The organism is Pseudoduganella guangdongensis, from assembly GCF_009857475.1.
Taxonomy (GTDB): domain Bacteria; phylum Pseudomonadota; class Gammaproteobacteria; order Burkholderiales; family Burkholderiaceae_D; genus Rugamonas; species Rugamonas guangdongensis.
The window spans coordinates 70,296-88,760 of the sequence record NZ_WWCJ01000014.1 but is presented as its reverse complement, the minus strand read 5'-3'; the positions used below and the strand labels follow the sequence as shown (position 1 = coordinate 88,760).

Sequence of the window (18,465 nt, the reverse complement as noted above, 5' to 3'; positions counted from 1 at the left end):
TCCACCAGAGGTCGAGCTATTAGGTCACTACGACGTTGCCGTGGCCGTTCAGGTGCACGGAGCCGCCGTTGACGTCCTCCAGCAGGTCATCGGACAGGCGGGCCAGGAAGCCTTCCTTCTGGCTTTCCAGGTCTTTGATCGCGCCGGAGATTTCCAGCTCAGCCTTGACCACTTCTTCAGATTTGATCTTGTCAGTCATTTCAAGTCCTTAGTGAAAAATTGGGTGTTGACATACCAACCGGCTTACCACCCAAGAAGAATAGGCCGGCCCTACAGGATGGCGCGACACCGTGCGGCGTCACGCCATGTGGATGGGGATCGTCTTTCGCCCGCCGAAGGATGCGTTGGCGGTGCGAATCGCTGCCGGCGCGAACTGCTGGCGTGCGCCCGAGTATTCCAGCGACGCCACCACGCGCTCGTAGGCGACGCCGGACTCGATCAGGCGCTTGGCGGCATGCGCGTAGAGCTGCTTCAGCGCGCCGCAGAAAATTGTCGGGTTGTCGAAACCATTGCGACGGCTGAATCGGTTGGCGAAACGGCCATAATGGCCGCCGCCCTTGCAGTAGGTCTGCCAGGCGCAATCGCTGCAGGCTTCCGGCAGGGCCATTTCCGCTGCGCGCAGGTCCTGCATCAGCGGCGACATGACGAACTCCTTCAGGCTCACGTCGCGCACATTCTGGGCGAACAGGCCGCCGTTGAGCGGCTTCAGCGCGTCATCCGGACCGATCCCGCCGTTGCTGTCGATGGTCATCAGGATCCAGCGGTTGAAGATGTAATGGTTCTCACGCGCCGCGAACTCCTTGCCGCGCGTGAAGTAGGACAGCATATTGGTAAACATCCGGATGCGGATGCTGGTATCGTCGTCGGCAACCCATTCGTCAAAGGCATCGCACAGGTATTTGGCGTACAGCGGCAGGGTCGACTCGTCGAACGTATCGTGGGTCTCGATCGGCAGCAGGAAGTCGAACTTCCGGATCCCCAGCACGTCGACCATGTGGCGATAGATCTTCTTCGCGTCGACATGGGGATCGATCACGGCCAGCCCGCCCACCCCGGCCTTCAGGTGCGTGCCTTCGTCCTGCAGCATGCGGATGCCGCGCAAGGTGCCGTCGTAGGTGCTCCGGCCCCGGTGGTCGAGGCGGGCACGGTCGTTGTATTCGCGCGGGCCGTCGATGCTGACGCCGATCTGGATCTTGTATTTCTTGAAGATCTCCATCCATTCGTCGTCCACCAGGACGGCGTTGGTCTGCATCGTGAAGTCGATTTTGGCGACCGGTGAAATAATGCGGATAAAGGTCTCGCAGATTTCGACGTAGCGCTCTTTCTTGATCATCAGCGGTTCGCCGCCATGCAGGCCGATGCTGACGTCCTTGCAATTCAGTTCGCGGGCGCCGTTGGCGAGGAAGTGCGCGATCTCTTCAACCGTCGACTGCCGGATATAGGCGGGCAGGTCGGAAAATTCTTCGTTGCCCTTGTTGAACATGTAGCAGTACGAGCAATTGATATTGCAGCGCTCGGCCACCTTCAGCACGACTTCGATTTTCCGTACGTCATCCAGGGTTTGCGACATATTCGATTCCGGCATTTCCACGATAAGTTCATTAATCGGCAAAACGGTCGGCACACTTCCCTTGCCAGCGTTGGGATCACCAACAAACGCCAAGGGAAAGAACAGTAGACACTGAAGGGATGGGGTTGACCAACTGCCATTGTTATCAGTTGGCCAAAGTTGGAGAATGTGTTATAGAAAGAATATCGGAATAGAATTTGCACATCTGCATTTTCTGTTGCTCAGAAAGCGCCAGCGCGGCGGCGGCGGACAAAAAAAAGGCGGCGCATAGCGCCGCCCCCGGATGTCCGACTCCGTTTGTTTGGATTTCTTAGTAAGCGATTCCCGTTCGGTAAACCGGGTAGAGGTTGTGGCGCTCGTCCCAGGTGGCGTGGCGGCGGGCGAAGAAGTCCAACCGTGCGCGCGGGTTTTTGGCAAAGTTAGCGTCGCTGTCCAGGCGCGCTTTGAAGGCGGCTGCCAGCGCCGGATCGGCCGCCAGCATTTCGCGCGCAACTTCCTCGGCCACGTACTCCTCCATGTATTCCTTGCGCTCCAGGTGGTTGTTGAAGAAGCCCCAGCCCGCCAGCGAATCGGCGTTATGCGGCTCCAGCATGGTCATCACCAGGCGCGATTTCGGCTGCGCGATCGGCACGAACAGGGCGCCCTTGCCCACCTCGCGCTGCTCCGCCTTCCAACTGCCCTTCCAGCTCGCCAGCTGGTGGCCTTCAAAGGACGTGGCGGTCAGCTTGGCTTCGTCGGCGCGGAAGGTTTCCAGCGCCACCTTGCCGGGCGCCGTCGCCAGGCGCTTGTAGGTGATGCCGTGCACTTTCAGCTTGGGCTCCAGCAGCGCGGCCTGCGCGGCCGGCACCAGGTAGCCGCCGGCCGGCGCTTGCACCACCAGGTCCGGCACCACTTCCTCGCGCAGCGGCACGGTCCATTTCTGCGGCTTGCTTTCGTCGTAGCGCGTCCACACGCCGCCCGATACCTCGGACGGGGTGCGCGTGTATTCATAGCCCGGGAAGTCGATCATCGCGCTGCGCTCGGTGGTCTTGTAGCTGACCGGCATCTCGGCCAGTTTGGCGGCGCGCACGTCGGCCTCCGCCGCTGCCTTGGCCCAGGCCGCGCCGTGCTGCGCGAACTGCTCCATCAGCGAGACGATGGTGTTGCGCGTGACCTTGACGCGGTGCGGGTAGTCGCGCCAGGAGTGGGTTTCCACCAGCATGGCGAAGCGGTTCCGTAGCGGGAAGTAGCCGGTTGAGAAGCGCGCGGTGGACATGCTGTCCACGAAGCCGGAATCCGGCTGGTCGGTCTTGTCGAAGGAGATATAGAAGTGGCGCGGGTCGGAGCCCTGCTTGCGCAAGTCGGCGATCACATTATCGCGCAGCGCCTTGCCGAGCGGCTGCAGCGCCGGGTCGCCGCCGTGCACCGGCTCCACCTGGATCGACACATCGGGCTGGAACTTGGCGCCGTCGGTGACGTGCAGGTCGATGTAGGCCAGCGGGTCCCACTCGCTCACCAGCTTCAGCATGGCCTGCATCTCCGGCGCATCGGCTTTCACGTAGTCGCGGTTCAGGTTATAGTTCTGGGCGGTGACGCGCCAGCCCATTTCCACCGGGCCGCGCTGGTTGGGGCGGTTGTTCTTGCCGAAGCGCTCGTGGCCGTCCACATTGAAGACCGGGACGAACAGCACCACCTGTTTTTCCAGCGCGCCGGCGGCAGCCTTGCCGTCCAGCGCCTCGCGCAGCGCCCAGAAACCAGCGTCCTTGCCGTCGATTTCACCGGCGTGGATGCCGCCCTGCACCAGCAGCACCGGCAGCTTGCGCTGCTGCGCCGCCGTGGCCGTCAGCGCGCCGCCGCGCGACACCGCCATGGCCAGCATCGGGCGCCCTTCCGGCGTCTCACCGAAAGAAAAACAGCGCACCGCTTTCGGATAGGCCTTCTGGTAGGCCGCGCACAGGCGCTCGACTTCGTCGTAGCGGCCGGTAGCCTGGTAGCCGGAGCGCTCGGCCACGGTGCTCAGGTCGGGCGCGGCGGCATGGGCCAGCGGGAAAGCGGCAAAAAGGGACAGCAACAGTACAGGTCGCAGCATCAACAGACTCCGGCAATTTGAAAGATGCCGGGAATCCTATCGCAAAATCTTCAACTCCGTAACTTCCGGCCGCACCGGCACCATTTGCGGCGCTGGCGCCGCACTGCGCATGCGTGCGGCGGCAGGCGCCGGACAAGCGCCGCTGGCGATCAGGCCCAGCGCAGCGGCCAGCTGGCCTTCGGACCTGTCGCCCAGCGCGTGGCCAAAATCGTCGGTCGCTGCGCAGGTCGGGGCAAAGCCGTCGCTGTAGTCGCCCCAGCCCTTCTGGTTCACGCCCTGGTACTGGATCGAGAAGTAGGTGGTGCCGCAGTTGGGCGCCGGGGTGAAGGCATAGGGCTTGCCGCACGTCTGGCCGCCGACCAGGTCGACCTTGAAGTCGATGCCGCGCAAGCCATTGACGATGGATTCGCTGGCCGAACAGGTACCCGGCCCCGCCAGCACCACGACGCGCGGCAGCGCCAGGTAGGGCAAGGGCTGGTTGCGTGGCGCGCCGGCATAGCCATAGCTCTTGGACTGGAACAGGAACGGCGTCGGTGGCGGGAACTTGTCGTTGGCCAGCGTCTGCTCGAAGACCTTGCCTTCGGTGACCGCCGGCCCGGCGATCATATAGGCCAGCTCGCTGGCGATGCTGAGCAAACCGCCGCCGTTGTAGCGCAGGTCGAGTACCAGCTCTTTCACCTGCTCCTGGCGGAACTGCGTGAAGGCGTCGATCAGGGCCTTCTCCGCCACCAGGTTATGCGAGTTGAACACCAGGTAGCCGACCTTGCCGCCCGGCGTGTCGAGCACCTGCGACTGCAGCACCGGACTCACATTCATGGTCGCGGAAATAAGCGTGAAGTCCAGCGTCTGGGCGCCGCGCAGCACACGCATGGTGTGCTGTTCGCCGGCCTTGGCCGGGGTAATGGCGGCATTCAGCTTGGCCACCGCTTCGGTCGTGCCGGCATTGACAAAGTCGATGCCGTCCACTTCCAGCAATTGGTCGCCACGCTGCATGCCGGCCAGCGCGGCCGGGGTGCCGGGCACGACGTAACTCACGCGCCAGGTGCGGGGCGGCTTGCCGTCGGCATTGCGCGACCAGGACATGCCGTAGCCAAGGTTGGCGCCCTTCTGCATGGCGTCCCACTGCTCGCTTGGATAGGTGAAGTGGAAACGGTCTTTCGGCGCGCCGGACGCGGTAACGGCCGTGGTCTTGAGGTCATTGAAGTAGTCGATGACATTGGTATAGCTGGCCTCATTCAGCTTGGGCAGCTCGCGGTACCAAAGATAGTTTTCGTCCTGGTACAGGCGGATGAAGCGCTTCTCGTCGGCCAGGGTGCCCGGCATGTCCGGATAAGGCAGGAACCCGTCCGGCGAACCGGTGCGCGGGTGCTCGCACTTGTTAAAGTATTTCATCGAGGGCTCCACCACGACCGGCGGCGGCGGCTCAGGCGTGGGCGGATCCGGCACGACAGGTGGAGGCGAGGAATCGCTGCCGCAGGCAGCCAGGATGGCACTTAGGGCCAGCAGGGGAAACTTCTTGGACATCGTGCCATTATAAAGCGTAAGCAATAAGATTCGGCGCCCCCGGGGAGCGCCGATTTTGTAACAGGCTATTTCACCGCTCAGCCACCGAAGTGGTGGTTCAGCTCCAGCCAGACCTGGCGGCCTGCCGGGCTGTAACTACCGACCGGGTAGTACGGCCAGCCGCCAGTGTCGTCGCGTTTGATGCGGTCAAGTACGTTGTTGACCGCGACGGAGACTGTGGTGGCCTTGCTAAGTTTATATACCACGCTGGCATTGACCAAGGTGGTTGGGGTCAGCCAGTCCTTGCCGTCGCCGCGCGGGATCTTGCCGTAGCGGCGCAGCAGCACGGTGCTGGACCAGTCGCCCACGTTCCAGGTCAGGCTGGTGTTGACCTTGTCGCGCCAGTCGCTGTTGCCGATGTCGTTCTTGTCGTCGTTCAGCGGGTCGCCGACAAACTGGCGCGATTCCTGCGTCAGCGTCTTCGACGCGTTCACCTTGGCGGTGAAGTTGCCGTAGGCCGCCGTGCGCAAGGTGTACTTGGCGCTGATGTCGATGCCGGTGGTCTCGGTCGATGCCGCGTTGATCGGGTTGACGTGGATGGTCTTGATCTCGCCCGGGCGGGTCAGCGCATTGTCGGCGTAGCGCACGATGCGGCGGATCGCGTCGGCGCAGGTGGGCGAGGTCAGGTCGCCCTTGATGCGGCAATCCGATTCGTCGCGCAGCAGCTTATCGGCGCTCAGGTTGGTGACCAGGTCGTCGATGCGCACTTTCCAGTAGTCCAGCGTGGCGTCGAAATCGGCGCTCGGCGACCATACCACGCCCAGGCCGGCCGAGCGGCCGCGCTCAGAGCGCAAGTCCCTGCTGCCGGTCTGCACATAGTCAGCGCCCGGCGAGTAGCCGGCGTAGTCGCAGTCGGCCAGCGGCTGGCCGGCCTTGGCGCAGCGGTAGTAGTCGGTGGTGGACGAGTAGTAGCCGGTGCCGCGCGCCTTGTAGATGTAGTTCATGTCCGGTGCGCGGAAGCTGGTGGCGTAGTTGCCGCGTACCAGCAGCTGCGTCGCCGGGCGCCATTCCAGGCCGCCATTGTAGGTGAAGCGACCATCGCCGCGGCCGGCGAAGCTGTAATGGTCGTAGCGGCCGGCCACGGTGGCATCCAGCCCTTTCACGATGGGGATGCCGGCCTCGGCGCCGACGGCGTAGCGCTTGCGCAGGCCGGCCGTGATCTCGGTCGGCGTGACGGTATTGAAGTAGCCCTGGTTGATGCGCTCATCGGGGCGGTTGGCGAAGCCCTGCTTGCCCAGCTCCGCCACCACGGCCACCTTGACCGGGCCGGCCGGCAGCTGGAAGGCTTCGCCGTTGGCGGTCAGGCTCAGGGTGTTGGTCCAGGCCTTGTCGTCGCTGACCGCAGCGCCGGTGATGCTGTTGAATTCCTGCGGCGTCAGGCGCTTGGCCAGGCGCGCCGGATCGGGCGCGAAGATGGCGATGCCGGCGGCCGTCACGCCCAGTTGCGGACCGAGGAAGAAGGTGTCGATATTGGCCAGCGCGCGCTGGGTGTGGTTCTGGCTCTTGTACAGCGATGCGCTGTAGCCGGCCTCGTAGTTCCAGGTGGAGTTCGGGATCTGGCCGCGCACGCCGACGGAGAGCGAGCTGACCTGATCTTCCCAGTGGCGGTTATAGCGCCCCACGCCGCCCATCTCTTCCGGCGAGATGTAGCGGGTCCAGGCTTCGTTGGTCTTGGTGTTCTGGTTATAGAAGTAGCTGTCGGTGGCCGAGCGCGAAGTCCAGGACGGGCCGCGCGTGTTGTTGCTGCTGCGGTTCTGGCCGTACAGCGCCTCGGCGAACAGGGTGGCGCTGTCGGACAGCTCGTAATTGGCGCTGCCGAACAGGTTCTGGCTGCTGTTCTTGGTCTGGGTGGTCCAGTAGGTCGGGCCAACTTTCGGGCTGGCGCAGTAGCTGCCGGCCTTGGCGGTGTACTTCACGGTGCTGCCGCCAAACAAATCACTGAGCGAGGCGCAGGTCTCGCCCGGGTCGACGAATTTGCCGGTGCTGACATTCTTGCGCGACAGGATGCTGCTCGGCGCCACACCGGTGCGGCTGGCCATGAAGTCGCGGTCCGCGCTCCACAGCGGGTCGCGTTCCGACAGCTCGACGCTGAATACGGTGTTCAACTTGTCCCAGCTCTGGCCGCCGCTGAACTGCAGCCGCTTGTCGCCGCCGCCGCCGCGCGTGGTGGTGCCGGCCTTGGCATTGATGTCGAAGCCCTTGGCCTGCTTTTTCAGGATGATGTTGACCACGCCCGCGATCGCGTCCGAGCCGTACACCGACGATGCGCCGCCGTTCAGGATCTCAATGCGCTCCACGATGCTGGACGGGATGTTGGCCAGGTTGGTGAAGTTGACCGTGCCTTCGTAGGCAATCGGGAAGTCGGCCATGCGGCGACCGTTCAGCAGCACCAGCGTGTGGTTCGGGCCCAGGCCGCGCAGGCTGATGGCGTTGGCCGATGGGGTGAAGGTGTTGCCAAAGTCGGCGCCCTGCACAAAGCCGCTGTTCTGCGACTGGCTGGTCAGCGCGTCGAAGACGTTCTTGTAGCCTTGTTTGGTGATGTCCTCGCCGGTCAGTACGGTGACCGGTGATGGGCCCTCCAGGCTGGCGCGCGGGATGCGCGAGCCGGTAATCACGACGGCCGAGGTGATGGCTTCCTGGGCCTGCGTGACGCCGCACAGCAAGGCGAGGACGCCTGCTGCCAGCGAGTTCGGTTTGTATTGTGGTTGCATTGAAGTGGTCCTCTGATGACGAGGCGCCACCTTAGCAATTCCACATTCATTACTGAACGAATGAATTCGCAGATGCTTATGAAAAAGCCGGGGACAGAATTGCTCCCCGGCTTTTGTTGCAAATTAAATGGGGTACGTCCCCATTTTTTAAGCGGCGTGCGATGCGAGCTTCGGCTTGCTGAACTCGGCCAGCAGCGTGGCTTCCTTCTGCTTGGCTGCTTTCAGATGGCGCTCCTTGACGTGGCCGTAGCCGCGGATGTCTTCCGGAATGCGGGCGATGGCAACGGCGGTGGCCAGGTTGTCGGCGTCCAGCTTGCCCAGCAGGCCGGTGACGGTGTTGCGGTATTCGCCGATCAGGGCGCGCTCCATCTTGCGCTCTGCGGTGTAGCCGAATACGTCAAGGGCGGTACCGCGCAGGCCTTTGAACTTGGCCAGCACGCCGAAGGCCGTCAGCATCCACGGGCCGAATTCCTGCTTGACCAGGTGGCCGTCCTTGTCCTTCTTCGCCAGCAGCGGCGGCGCCAGGTGGAACTTCACCTTGTAATCGCCTTCGAACATATTGGCGATCTTCGCGCGGAAGGCCGGGTCGCTGTGCAGGCGCGCCACTTCGTACTCGTCCTTGTAGGCCATCAGCTTGTACATGTAGCGGGCCACCGCTTCGGTCAACTTCTTGCTGCCGAAGGCGCTTTCCGCCGCCTGCACCTGCGCCACGAAGTCGCTGTACTGCTTGGCGTAGGCCGCGTCCTGGTAGGCGGTCAGCAGTTCCACGCGCTTGGCGATGATCTCTTCCAGCGTCTGGGTGCGCTTGAATTCGATCACGGTGGCCGGGGTGGCCAGCTTGGCCACGGCGGCGGGGTCGTGCGCGCAGTAGCGGCCCCAGTTGAAGGCCGACTTGTTGAAGCCCACTTGCACGCCATTCAGCTCGATCGCCTTCATCAGCGCTTCTTCGCTGAGCGGCACTTTGCCCTTCTGGAAGGCGTAGCCCAGCATGAACATATTGGTGGCGATGGAGTCGCCCATCAGCGCGGTGGCGATCTTGCCCGCATCGACGAATTCCACGTTGGCTTCGCCGCAGGCGCGTTTGATCTCGGCTTGCGACGAGTTGCCAGGGAATTGCCAGTCCGGGTTCTTCACGAAGGCCGCCGTGGTGGCGCCGGTCGAGTTGATGGCGGCCCAGGTCCGGCCCTCGCCCATGCGCGACAAGGCGTCCTTCGAGGCAGTCACGATCTGGTCACACCCCACCACCAGGTCGGCGCTGCCGGTGCCGACGCGGGTCGAGTGCAGGTCGGACTGCTTGTCCGCCAGGCGCACGTGCGACATCACCGGGCCGCCCTTCTGGGCCAGGCCGGACATGTCCAGCACAATAGCGCCCTTGCCTTCCACGTGGGCCGCCACGGCCAGGATCTGGCCCACGGTCACCACGCCGGTGCCGCCGATGCCGGTGATCAGGATGCCGTACGGGTTCTCAGTCGAAGGCAGCACTGGCGATGGCAGGGCCGGCACTTCGCCGCCGCCCGCTGCTGCCGCCTTTTTCGGTTTCTTCAGGCCGCCGCCCTCCACCGTCACAAAGGACGGGCAGAAACCGTTGACGCAGGAGAAGTCCTTGTTGCAGCTGGACTGGTTGATCTGGCGCTTGCGGCCCAGTTCAGTTTCCAGCGGCTCCACCGACAGGCAGTTGGACTGCACGGAGCAGTCGCCGCAGCCTTCGCACACGGCTTCATTGATCACGGCGCGCTTGGCCGGGTCGGGGAACTCGCCTTTTTTGCGGCGGCGGCGCTTCTCGGAGGCGCAGGTCTGGTCGTAGATCATGGCCGACACGCCCGGCTTGTCGCGCAGCTCGCGCTGCACGTCCATCAGCTCGGAGCGGTGGCGCACGGTGACGCCGGGCGCCCAGTTGTAGTCGTCCGGGTACTTTTCCGGCTCGTCGGTGACAACGATGATCGGGGTCACGCCTTCCGCTGCGATCTGGCGCGAGATCATGCCAGGGTCGAGCGGGCCGTCCACGTTCTGGCCGCCGGTCATTGCCACGGCGTCGTTGTAGAGGATCTTGTAGGTGATGTTGACCTTGGCCGCCACGGCCGCGCGGATGGCCAGGATGCCGGAGTGGAAATAGGTGCCGTCGCCCAGGTTGGTGAAGACGTGCTTCTCGTTGGTGAACGGCGCCTGGCCGACCCAGGTCACGCCTTCCGCGCCCATATGGGTGAAGGTGGACGTTTCGCGGTCCATCCACAGCACCATGTAGTGGCAGCCGATACCGGCCAGGGCGCGCGAGCCTTCCGGCACCTTGGTCGACGAGTTGTGCGGGCAGCCGGAGCAGAAGTAAGGAATGCGGTCGGTTTCCGGATTGGCCTTGGCCGGCAGGTTTTTCAGCGCCAGCTCTTTCGCTTCCAGGAAGGCGATACGCTCTTTCACGCGCGCCGCCACCGGATGGTCTTTGCAGTAGTGCTCAATACGCGAGGCGATGGCGCGCGCGATCTGGGCCGGGTTCAGCTCATAGGTGGCCGGCAGCAGCCAGTCGCCGTGGCCGGTCTTGCCGTGGTTGCTCCATTCGCCGGTGTCGTCGAATTTGCCGACCACGCGCGGACGCTCGCCGTCCGGCAGGTTGTACAGCTCTTCCTTCAGCGCGTATTCCAGGATCTGGCGCTTTTCTTCCACCACCAGGATCTCGTCCAGGCCTTTGGCGAATTCGTGCACGCCGTCCGCTTCCAGCGGCCAGGTCATGCCGATCTTGTACAGGCGGATGCCGATATCGGCGGCGGCTTGCTCGTCGATGCCCAGGTCGGCCAACGCCTGGCGCGTGTCCAGGTAGGATTTGCCGGCAGTGATGATGCCGATCTTCGGCTTGGGCGCATCCCAGATGATCTTGTTCAGCTTATTGGCGCGGCAGTAGGCCAGGGCGGCGTACCACTTGTAGGTGTTCATGCGGACTTCCATGTCCAGCACGGTGTCCGGCCAGCGGATATTCAGGCCGCCGGCCGGCAGCTCGAAGTCGTCCGGCATCTGGATCTGCACGCGGTCCGGGTCGAAGTCCACCACGGCGCCCGATTCGATGATGTCGGTGACGCATTTCATGGACACCCACAGGCCGGTGTAGCGGCTCATGGCCCAGGCGTGCAGGCCGTAGTCGATGTATTCCTGCACCGAGGACGGGTACAGCACCGGGATGCCGCAGGCGTTCAGGATATGGTCCGACTGGTGCGCGGTGGAGGAGGACTTGGCCGCGTGGTCGTCGCCGGCCAGCACCAGCACGCCGCCATGCTTGGCGGAGCCGGCGTTGTTGCCGTGCTTGAAGACGTCGCCGCAGCGGTCAACGCCCGGGCCCTTGCCGTACCACATGGCGAATACGCCGTCGTACTTGGCGTCTTCGAACAGGTTGGTTTGCTGGGTGCCCCAGACGGCGGTCGCCGCCAGGTCTTCGTTCATACCGGGGTGGAATTTGACGTGGTGCGCGTCGAGGTGCTTCTTGGCCTTCATCGCGGTCTGGTCGACCGAGGTGACAGGGGAACCGCGGTAGCCGGTGATGTAGCCGGCGGTGTTCAGGCCGGCTTTCAGGTCGCGCTCGCGCTGCATCATCGGCAGGCGGATCAGCGCCTGGGTGCCGGTCATGAAGGCGCGGCCGCGCTCCAGGGTCCACTTATCGTCGAGGGTGATGTCGTGCGCTGGCGATAGCTCGCCACTCTTGACGGGTGCGTTCATCAGGGTTGTCTCCAAAACTTCTTAAATTGTGAACGGCGCCCCGTCTTGATGCGGGGTTGCCGGGAATACTTTTAACCCGGTAAGGCGGGGTCAGACCCGAGGGTCTGACCCCGGTCTGCGGCGGTCGCGTGTCAGGGTCTGACCCTTGGGTCTGACCCTGGTTTACCGGGGTTACGCAGCCGACTTGGAAGGATCTTCCAGCACGCCGCGTCGAATCTGGTCCAGCTCAATCGATTCGAACAGCGCGCGGAAGTTGCCCTCGCCGAAGCCCTGGTCGCCCTTACGCTGGATGATCTCAAAGAAGATCGGCCCAATCACATTCTGGGTAAAGATCTGCAGCAGCAGCTCACGCTCCGACTCGTTCGAATGACCGTCGATCAGGATGCGCAAGCGGCGCAGCTCCTCAACATTCTCGCCATGGTTCGGCAAGCGGCGGTTGACCAATTCATAGTAGGTCTCGATCGTGTCCTGGAACACGATGCCCTGGTCGCGCAGCCCCTGCACCGACTGATAAATGCCGTCGGTCCCCAATGCAATGTGCTGGATGCCTTCACCGTGGTACTCGTTCAGGTACTCGGCGATCTGCGACTTGTCATCCGACGACTCATTGATCGGGATGCGGATCTTGCCGCAAGGCGAAGTCATGGCCTTCGACTTCAGGCCGGTCAGCTTGCCTTCGATATCGAAGTAGCGCACCTCGCGGAAGTTAAACAGGCGCTCATAGAAATCCGCCCATTCCTTCATGCGGCCACGGTGCACATTGTGGGTCAGGTGGTCGATATAGGTCAGGCCATTGCCGACCGGGTTCGGGTTCGCGCCCTCGATGGCCACGAAGTCCGCGTCATAAATCGAGATATCGCCAATTGCGCCGGTCGGCTTGCCGTCGGCCGCATTCTTGCCGCGCCAGCGGTCCACCAGGTACAGCAGGGAGTCGCCCACGCCCTTGATGGCCGGGATGTTCAGCTCCATCGGACCGGTTTTGTTGTCAAAACCCCACGCGCCCAATTCCAGCGCGCGCTGGTAAGCAAAGGCCGCATCGTTGACGCGGATGGCAATCGCGCACACGGACGGACCGTGCTGGCGCGCGAAGCGCTGGGCGAAGGAATCTTGCTCAGCGTTAATAATGAAGTTGATATCGCCCTGGCGGTACAGCGTCACGTCCTTGTGGCGGTGACGGGCGATAGCGGTAAAGCCCATGTTTTCGAACAACTTACCGAGGGCTTTGGGATCTGGTGCGGCGAACTCGACGAATTCGAAACCGTCGGTGCCCATTGGGTTTTCCCATGGGGTGAATTTCATGGTGCGTCTCCCTATTAGAATTGCGCACAGTATAGTCCCCGGGCTGCGACATTTAATTGCAAACATTTCCCAACAACGATCGCATTGAGCAATAATATTGCCAGAACATCGATTGAAAGAGGAATTTATGACCAAGATTGCGCTGGATAAAACTGACCGCAAGATTTTGTCCATATTGCAAACGGATGGCCGCCTGTCGAACCAGGATGTCGCAGAGCAAGTCAACCTCTCCCCCTCCCCCTGCCTGCGCCGCATCAAGCGCCTGGAAGAGGAAGGCGTGATCCGCCAGTACGTGGCGCTGCTCGACCCGGACAAAATCGGCCTCGGCCTGCTGGCCTACGTCAACGTGCGCCTGGAAAAGCACAGCGACGCCGCCGCCCACAGCAACGCGCGCGCCCTCGGTGTGAACCCGACCGGCACCTCGCCGCGCGCCGACTTCGCGGTGGCCGTGGAGCAATGGCCGGAAGTGGTGGCTTGCTACGCCATGACCGGCGAAATGGACTACCTGCTGCGCGTGCACGTGGAAGACATGGACCACTTCTCGCGCTTCATGATGGCCACCCTGCTGCGCCACCCCGCCGTGCTGGACGTGAAATCCTCCTTCGCCCTGCAGCGCATCAAGGACACCACCGCCTTGCCGCTGGTATAAAACCTACTGTTTGTTGGACTGCAGCGTAAAGCCGATCAGGCGCGAGACCACGGCGGCCAGGTACATCAGCCCCACCAGCATTTCGACGCTGGCGATGGCGCGGGCGTGGGGCGTGAGGGGAATCACGTCGCCGATGCCGGTGCTCGACAGCAGCGCGAAGCTCAGGTAGTTCAACTCCGTCCAGGTGCGCGGGTCGGCCGGGTTGACGGCGGAACCGAAAGTGCCCGGCTGCAGCGCCTGCAGCAGCACAAAAATGTGGGTGAAAGCCCAGGCCAGCAAGGTAAATGCGGCGCCGGCGGCGAACAGTTCGTCGGTGGTCGCCTCGCGGTCTTCCATCATGTACGCCACCAGGCTCACCGCGGCATAAAAGTAGAAGGCCGCCTCCAGCCCCGACGACCAGGGCAGCAGCCATGGCATGTCAAACAGCATCTGCAGGCAAAGCAGCACCACCACCGGCCCGGCGATACTGGCGCTGATCCACGCATGGCCCGGCGTGCGGCGCACCATGCGCGTCGCCACCACCAGCACCACAATACCGAACAGGTTGAAGATCGTGTGGCCGCCGCGCATGGTTTCCAGGAATGGGTAGAGCAGCATGCCCGCCAGTTGGGTCAAAAGCAGCACCGCCGACGGGTGGCGCTTGGTACTGTGCATCAAGAAAAATGGCTTCATCCGCGAAGTTTGAGGTATGGTAGAAAACGCAAGACTACTATATTAAGGAGACTTCGTAATGCAAGGTGACATCGTTTCATCGCTGCTGCTGCCCGCCGCACTCGCGTTCATCATGTTTTCCCTCGGCCTGGGCCTGACCCCGGCCGACTTTGGCCGCATCGTCAAGCAGCCGCGCGCGCTGCTGGTCGGCGTGTTGTGCCACTTCGTGCTGCTGCCGCTGGCCTGCTTCGCCATGCTGAAGGTGGCCGGCATCGGCGGCGCCTTCGCGGTCGGCTTCATGATCCTGGCCGCCTGCCCTACCGGCACCACCTCCAACCTGCTCACCTACATCGCACGCGGCGACGTGGCACTGGCATTGAGCTTCACCGCCGTAGCCAGCGTGCTGACCATTTTCACCTTGCCGCTGCTGGTCTCCTTCGCCCTCGGCCACTTCGCCGGTAGCGAGCAAGTGGTGCAAGCCCCGGTCGGCGCCATGATGAAGCAAATGGTGCTGATGCTTGGCCTGCCGGTCGCCATCGGCATGACCCTGCGCCACCTGAAACCCGTCGTCGGCCAGCGCATCGAGGGCGTGTGCACCAAGATCGCCTCCGTGCTGTTCATCCTTATCGTGATCGCGGCCGTGGCCAAGAACTGGGCGCTGTTGACCGCCAACTTCACCACCCTGGCGCCGTTTGCGCTGGCGCTCAATGTGATCATGCTGGCCTGCGGCTTTGGCGTGGCCTGGCTGGCCCGCCTGTCGCGCCAGCAGTCCGTCACGCTCGGCATCGAGACCGCCATCCAGAACGGCACCCTGGCCATGGTCATCGGCAGCAGCGTGCTGCAGAACGACGCCTACGCCCTGCCCGGCGCGCTGTACGGGGTGTTGATGTATGTGAGCGGCCTGGCCTTCGCCTACGGCATGCGTTCGGTGCTCAGTCGTGATCGTGCTGGCGCACCTGCGACTGCTCCAGGCGCTGGTACTCGGTAGTCGCGCGCACCTTGGCGATCGCGTTCCAGATCGCCTCGAAACGCTTGGGGTCCTTGTCGTACGCCTTGCGGCCCACCATCAGGTGGAAGTCGAAGCTGGCGAAGGGCTGCTTCGCCAGCACCACCTTGCCCAGGTAGCGCGGATCGTCGCGCAGCAGGGCTTCCGCATCGCGCCCCATCAGCACGGCCACGTCGGCGCTGCCGGCGGCCAGCAGCCTTAGCCCGTCTTCGGCCGCCTTGGCCGTATCGATCACGGTCTGGCCGCGCGCCTGCAGTATCTCCACAATATAGTAGCCGCGCTGGGCCACCACCATCTTGCGTGGGTTGTGCAGGTTCTTGCCGTCCCAGCTAGCGCCGCTGTCCACGCGCAGGTACAGGTCGACGTGGTCGTGGTACATGGCGCGCGACGGGTCTTGCGTGCCGTCGGCCTTGAGCGGCGGACGGCTGAAGGCGCGGCGACGCGGGTTGTCGGAGGGACCGATCATGCCATCCATGATGCCGCTGCGGGTCTCTGCCTCGCAGCGTTTCCATGGCCGCGCCACGTAGTTGAACTGCTCGCCGGTCAACTTGGCGACGCGCTTGAGCAGCTCGATATTCAGGCCGCTGCCGTCCGGCATGGTCCATGGCGCCTGCGGTATGTCTTCCATGCAGAAGTTGAGCGGCGCGGCACCGGCCCTTGCCGCAGCCAGGGCCAGGACGACCGCAATTGTCAGCATGGCGCGCGGCATGGCTGCCTCCCCGGTTAATCGTCCGATTTTACCCCAGGCAGCTTATCCAGCCATTTGCTGGCGGCGCGCACGTTGGCTTTCAGCGCGTAGTCGAGGGATGCCAGCTGTTCTTCCATCGCTTCCTGCAGCACGCTGGCCGGGTCGGCCGGGCCGAGCTTGAGGTAGGCGTCGGCTTCGCCGTGGTCGCGGTGGATCTCCATGCCTGCCTTTTTGGCGATGTGCATCATGGTGGCGTTGGACGACAGGCAGTGCATATACAACGTGTCGACGTCGTTGTTGCGGCAGGCGATGTTGGCACGTTCGAACATCCTGGAGCCGATGCCAAGGCCGCGCGCCGACTTCAGCACGGATATGCCGAACTCGGCCACCTGGTCCTTCTCGGTGGACTTGTGCTTGTCGGCATCGCGCTCGGCGAAGGCCAGGTGGCCCACCGCGACCAGCTTGAAGACGCGGTTGTACACGCCGAATATCAGGTCGCGGTCGAAGTCGATGCTGCCGACGTAGCGCGTGATCTGTTCGTCGTTTACCGGGGTGCCGAAGCGCAGCAGGCGGTCGTGCCGCTCCAGCGCCAGGAAGTGCTTCAGCATGCGGCGCCGGTCGCGCTCGCGCAGTTCCTTGATCGGGATGGTGGGCCGGTCTGCGCCGCCGAACAGGCCGCGCAGCGGGTTGCGGAAGAAATTAAGGCTGGTCATCGGCTTGCTCCTTGGCGTCCAGCGTCGCGCGCACGGCGGCCACGCGCGCGGCGCGCACCAGCTCGGGGATTTGCTGCGGCTGGCCGGCGGCGCGCTGGGCGATCTCGCCGGCATTGACGCCGCGTGCGGCTTCCAGCGCCCGGGCCAGCAAGGCGCGCTGCGGCGCCAGGCCAGGACCGGCGCATTCGGCCGCAGCCAGGAATTGCGCGAAGCGGGCCGGCTTGCGATAGCCGTCGCAGCGCTCGAACAGGGCGACCATGGCGGCTGCGTCGAGTGCAAGCGCCTGTGCCACAGCGGCATGATCGCGCGCCGTCATCACAGCCAGGTCGCGGCATTCGGTCGGCACCTTCAAGCGTTTGCTGGCTTGCTCGACTTGCGGCAGGGGCTGGTCGTACAGCAGCACGGCGAAGCGTTCCGGCAAGCCAAGCTCCGGCTCCCGCTGCGGCGAGGCGGCGCGGTCGATGATTGGCGCGATGGCGCTGCCGTCGTCGATTTCGGGGATGACATGCGACAGCGCGCCGCACTCGCGCAGCACCTGCAGCATGCGCGATGGCTTCTGCTCCATCAGGCCGCGCGCGACTTCCTGCCACACGCGCTCCGGCACCAGGGCATCGACCTCGCCCTGCTCCACCATGCGCTGCATCAGCGCATTGGTTTCCGGCGCAACGCTAAAGTCGGGGAAGCGCGCCGCAAAACGCGCCAGGCGCAGGATGCGCACCGGGTCTTCAGCAAAGGCGTCGGAGACGTGGCGGAAGATGCGGTCTTTCAGGTCTTGCTGGCCGTGGTAGGGGTCGACCAGCACGCCGTCGTCGCCGCGCGCGATGGCGTTGATGGTCAGGTCGCGCCGCACCAGGTCTTCTTCCAGCGTCACGTCGCTGGAGGTGTGGAAGACAAAGCCTTTATAGCCGGGCGCCGTCTTGCGCTCGGTGCGCGCCAGCGCATATTCCTCTTGCGTCTGCGGGTGCAGGAAGACCGGGAAATCCTTGCCCACCGGGCGGTAGCCGGCCTTCACCATCTCTTCCGGCGTGGCGCCGACCACCACATGGTCGTGGTCCTGGACGGGCAAGCCAAGCAAAGCATCGCGTACCGCGCCGCCAACCACGTATGTCTTCATACCCATCAATCGTCCGGCATCTCCGCGTCGTGCAGGGGCGCGGTTTCGGTTTCGGCCAGGGCGCCGGCGATCCAGGCGTCGACCGCTGGATGGCTGCGCATGCGCTCGCAGTAGGCCGACAGCGCGGGCGGCAGCACCACGCCGTATGTCTTGAAGCGGCACACCACCGGCGCAAAGAAGGCGTCGGCGATCGAGAATTCGCCGAACAGGAATTCGTTGTGGCCGAAGCGGCTCAGGCATTCTTCCCACATTTCGCTGATGCGGCCGATGTCGGCCTGGGTGGCCGGGGTGCGACCCTTGCCCGGGTAGCTGCCCTTGATATTCATGGACATGGTGCTGCGCAGGCTGCTGAAGGAGCTGTGCATCTCGGCGCACACCGAGCGCGCCAGCGCGCGCGCCGCCACGTCGCGCGGCCACAGCGGCTTGTCGGGGAATTGCTCGGCCAGGTATTCGCAGATGGCCAGGCTGTCCCAGATCGTCATATCGCCCGCCAGCAGGACCGGCACGCGGCCACTGGCGCTGTACAGCGAGAGATTGTGCGAGGTGTCGGGCTGGTCGAGCAGCACGCGCACTTCGGTGAACGGGATGTTAAAGGCTTTCATCGCCACCCACGGGCGCATCGACCACGAGGAGTAGTTCTTGTTGCCGATCACCAGGGTCAGGCCGGGTTCGCGCGCGGCGGCCAGGGTCTCTGCGAGTTTCGGGTCGAGTTCTGTGGTGTGCATGGCTTCCTTCGG

At 63.9% G+C, this 18,465-nt stretch carries 14 protein-coding genes; 2 read left to right on the top strand and 12 right to left on the bottom strand.

Going from position 1 to position 18,465, the window contains the following annotated elements; genetic code table 11:
• Window positions 1–19: 19 nt before the first annotated feature.
• The 7 genes from GTP41_RS19000 to hppD all read right to left on the bottom strand — a co-directional run bounded on the left by GTP41_RS19000 (window position 20) and on the right by hppD (window position 12,907).
• Window positions 20–199 (bottom strand): hypothetical protein, encoded by a 180-nt coding sequence (locus tag GTP41_RS19000; protein ID WP_161027154.1) that lies wholly within the window; start codon window positions 197–199, stop codon window positions 20–22.
• A gap of 99 nt (window positions 200–298) precedes the next feature.
• Window positions 299–1,570 (bottom strand): radical SAM protein, encoded by a 1,272-nt coding sequence (locus GTP41_RS18995; protein WP_161027153.1) that lies wholly within the window; start codon window positions 1,568–1,570, stop codon window positions 299–301.
• A gap of 310 nt (window positions 1,571–1,880) precedes the next feature.
• Window positions 1,881–3,638: a M14 family metallopeptidase gene (locus GTP41_RS18990; RefSeq protein WP_161027152.1), complete on the bottom strand. Its 1,758-nt coding sequence runs from the start codon at window positions 3,636–3,638 to the stop codon at window positions 1,881–1,883.
• Window positions 3,639–3,674: 36 nt separating this feature from the next.
• Window positions 3,675–5,162: a S41 family peptidase gene (locus tag GTP41_RS18985; protein WP_161027151.1), complete on the bottom strand. Its 1,488-nt coding sequence runs from the start codon at window positions 5,160–5,162 to the stop codon at window positions 3,675–3,677.
• 77 nt (window positions 5,163–5,239) lie between these two features.
• Window positions 5,240–7,912, bottom strand: coding sequence for a TonB-dependent receptor plug domain-containing protein (locus GTP41_RS18980; RefSeq protein WP_161027150.1), 2,673 nt, complete (start codon window positions 7,910–7,912; stop codon window positions 5,240–5,242).
• Window positions 7,913–8,059: 147 nt separating this feature from the next.
• Window positions 8,060–11,608, bottom strand: a complete 3,549-nt coding sequence (locus GTP41_RS18975) for an indolepyruvate ferredoxin oxidoreductase family protein (RefSeq protein WP_161027149.1) — start codon at window positions 11,606–11,608, stop codon at window positions 8,060–8,062.
• 171 nt (window positions 11,609–11,779) lie between these two features.
• Window positions 11,780–12,907 (bottom strand): 4-hydroxyphenylpyruvate dioxygenase, encoded by a 1,128-nt coding sequence (gene hppD / locus GTP41_RS18970; protein ID WP_161027148.1) that lies wholly within the window; start codon window positions 12,905–12,907, stop codon window positions 11,780–11,782.
• 127 nt (window positions 12,908–13,034) lie between these two features.
• Here hppD and GTP41_RS18965 point away from each other — a divergent pair, with 127 nt between their 5' ends.
• Window positions 13,035–13,556 carry an Lrp/AsnC family transcriptional regulator gene (locus GTP41_RS18965; RefSeq protein ID WP_028103119.1) on the top strand — a complete coding sequence of 174 codons (522 nt, stop codon included), beginning with the start codon at window positions 13,035–13,037 and terminating at the stop codon, window positions 13,554–13,556.
• Between the two features lie 3 nt (window positions 13,557–13,559).
• On the opposite strand, the gene GTP41_RS18960 is transcribed toward GTP41_RS18965, so the two are convergent.
• Window positions 13,560–14,210, bottom strand: a complete 651-nt coding sequence (locus GTP41_RS18960; protein WP_229502965.1) for an ion channel — start codon at window positions 14,208–14,210, stop codon at window positions 13,560–13,562.
• 76 nt (window positions 14,211–14,286) lie between these two features.
• On the opposite strand from GTP41_RS18960, the gene GTP41_RS18955 reads away from it, so the two are divergent.
• Window positions 14,287–15,195 carry a bile acid:sodium symporter family protein gene (locus tag GTP41_RS18955; protein ID WP_161027146.1) on the top strand — a complete coding sequence of 303 codons (909 nt, stop codon included), beginning with the start codon at window positions 14,287–14,289 and terminating at the stop codon, window positions 15,193–15,195.
• On the opposite strand, the gene GTP41_RS18950 is transcribed toward GTP41_RS18955, so the two are convergent.
• From GTP41_RS18950 to GTP41_RS18935, 4 genes are read right to left on the bottom strand one after another with little or no spacing between them, the layout of a single operon-like run.
• Window positions 15,140–15,922 (bottom strand): substrate-binding periplasmic protein, encoded by a 783-nt coding sequence (locus GTP41_RS18950; protein WP_161027145.1) that lies wholly within the window; start codon window positions 15,920–15,922, stop codon window positions 15,140–15,142. The two genes, GTP41_RS18955 and GTP41_RS18950, sit on opposite strands and share 56 nt — an antisense overlap.
• A gap of 14 nt (window positions 15,923–15,936) precedes the next feature.
• Window positions 15,937–16,614: a GNAT family N-acetyltransferase gene (locus GTP41_RS18945; RefSeq protein ID WP_161027144.1), complete on the bottom strand. Its 678-nt coding sequence runs from the start codon at window positions 16,612–16,614 to the stop codon at window positions 15,937–15,939.
• On the bottom strand, window positions 16,601–17,728 hold the full coding sequence (locus GTP41_RS18940; protein WP_161027143.1) for a tRNA nucleotidyltransferase/poly(A) polymerase-related protein: 1,128 nt from the start codon (window positions 17,726–17,728) through the stop codon (window positions 16,601–16,603). The genes GTP41_RS18945 and GTP41_RS18940 overlap by 14 nt, the downstream gene beginning before the upstream one ends.
• Before the next feature lie 5 nt (window positions 17,729–17,733).
• Complete coding sequence (locus GTP41_RS18935; protein WP_161027142.1) at window positions 17,734–18,453, bottom strand: glutathione S-transferase family protein; 720 nt, start codon at window positions 18,451–18,453, stop codon at window positions 17,734–17,736.
• Window positions 18,454–18,465 lie beyond the last annotated feature (12 nt).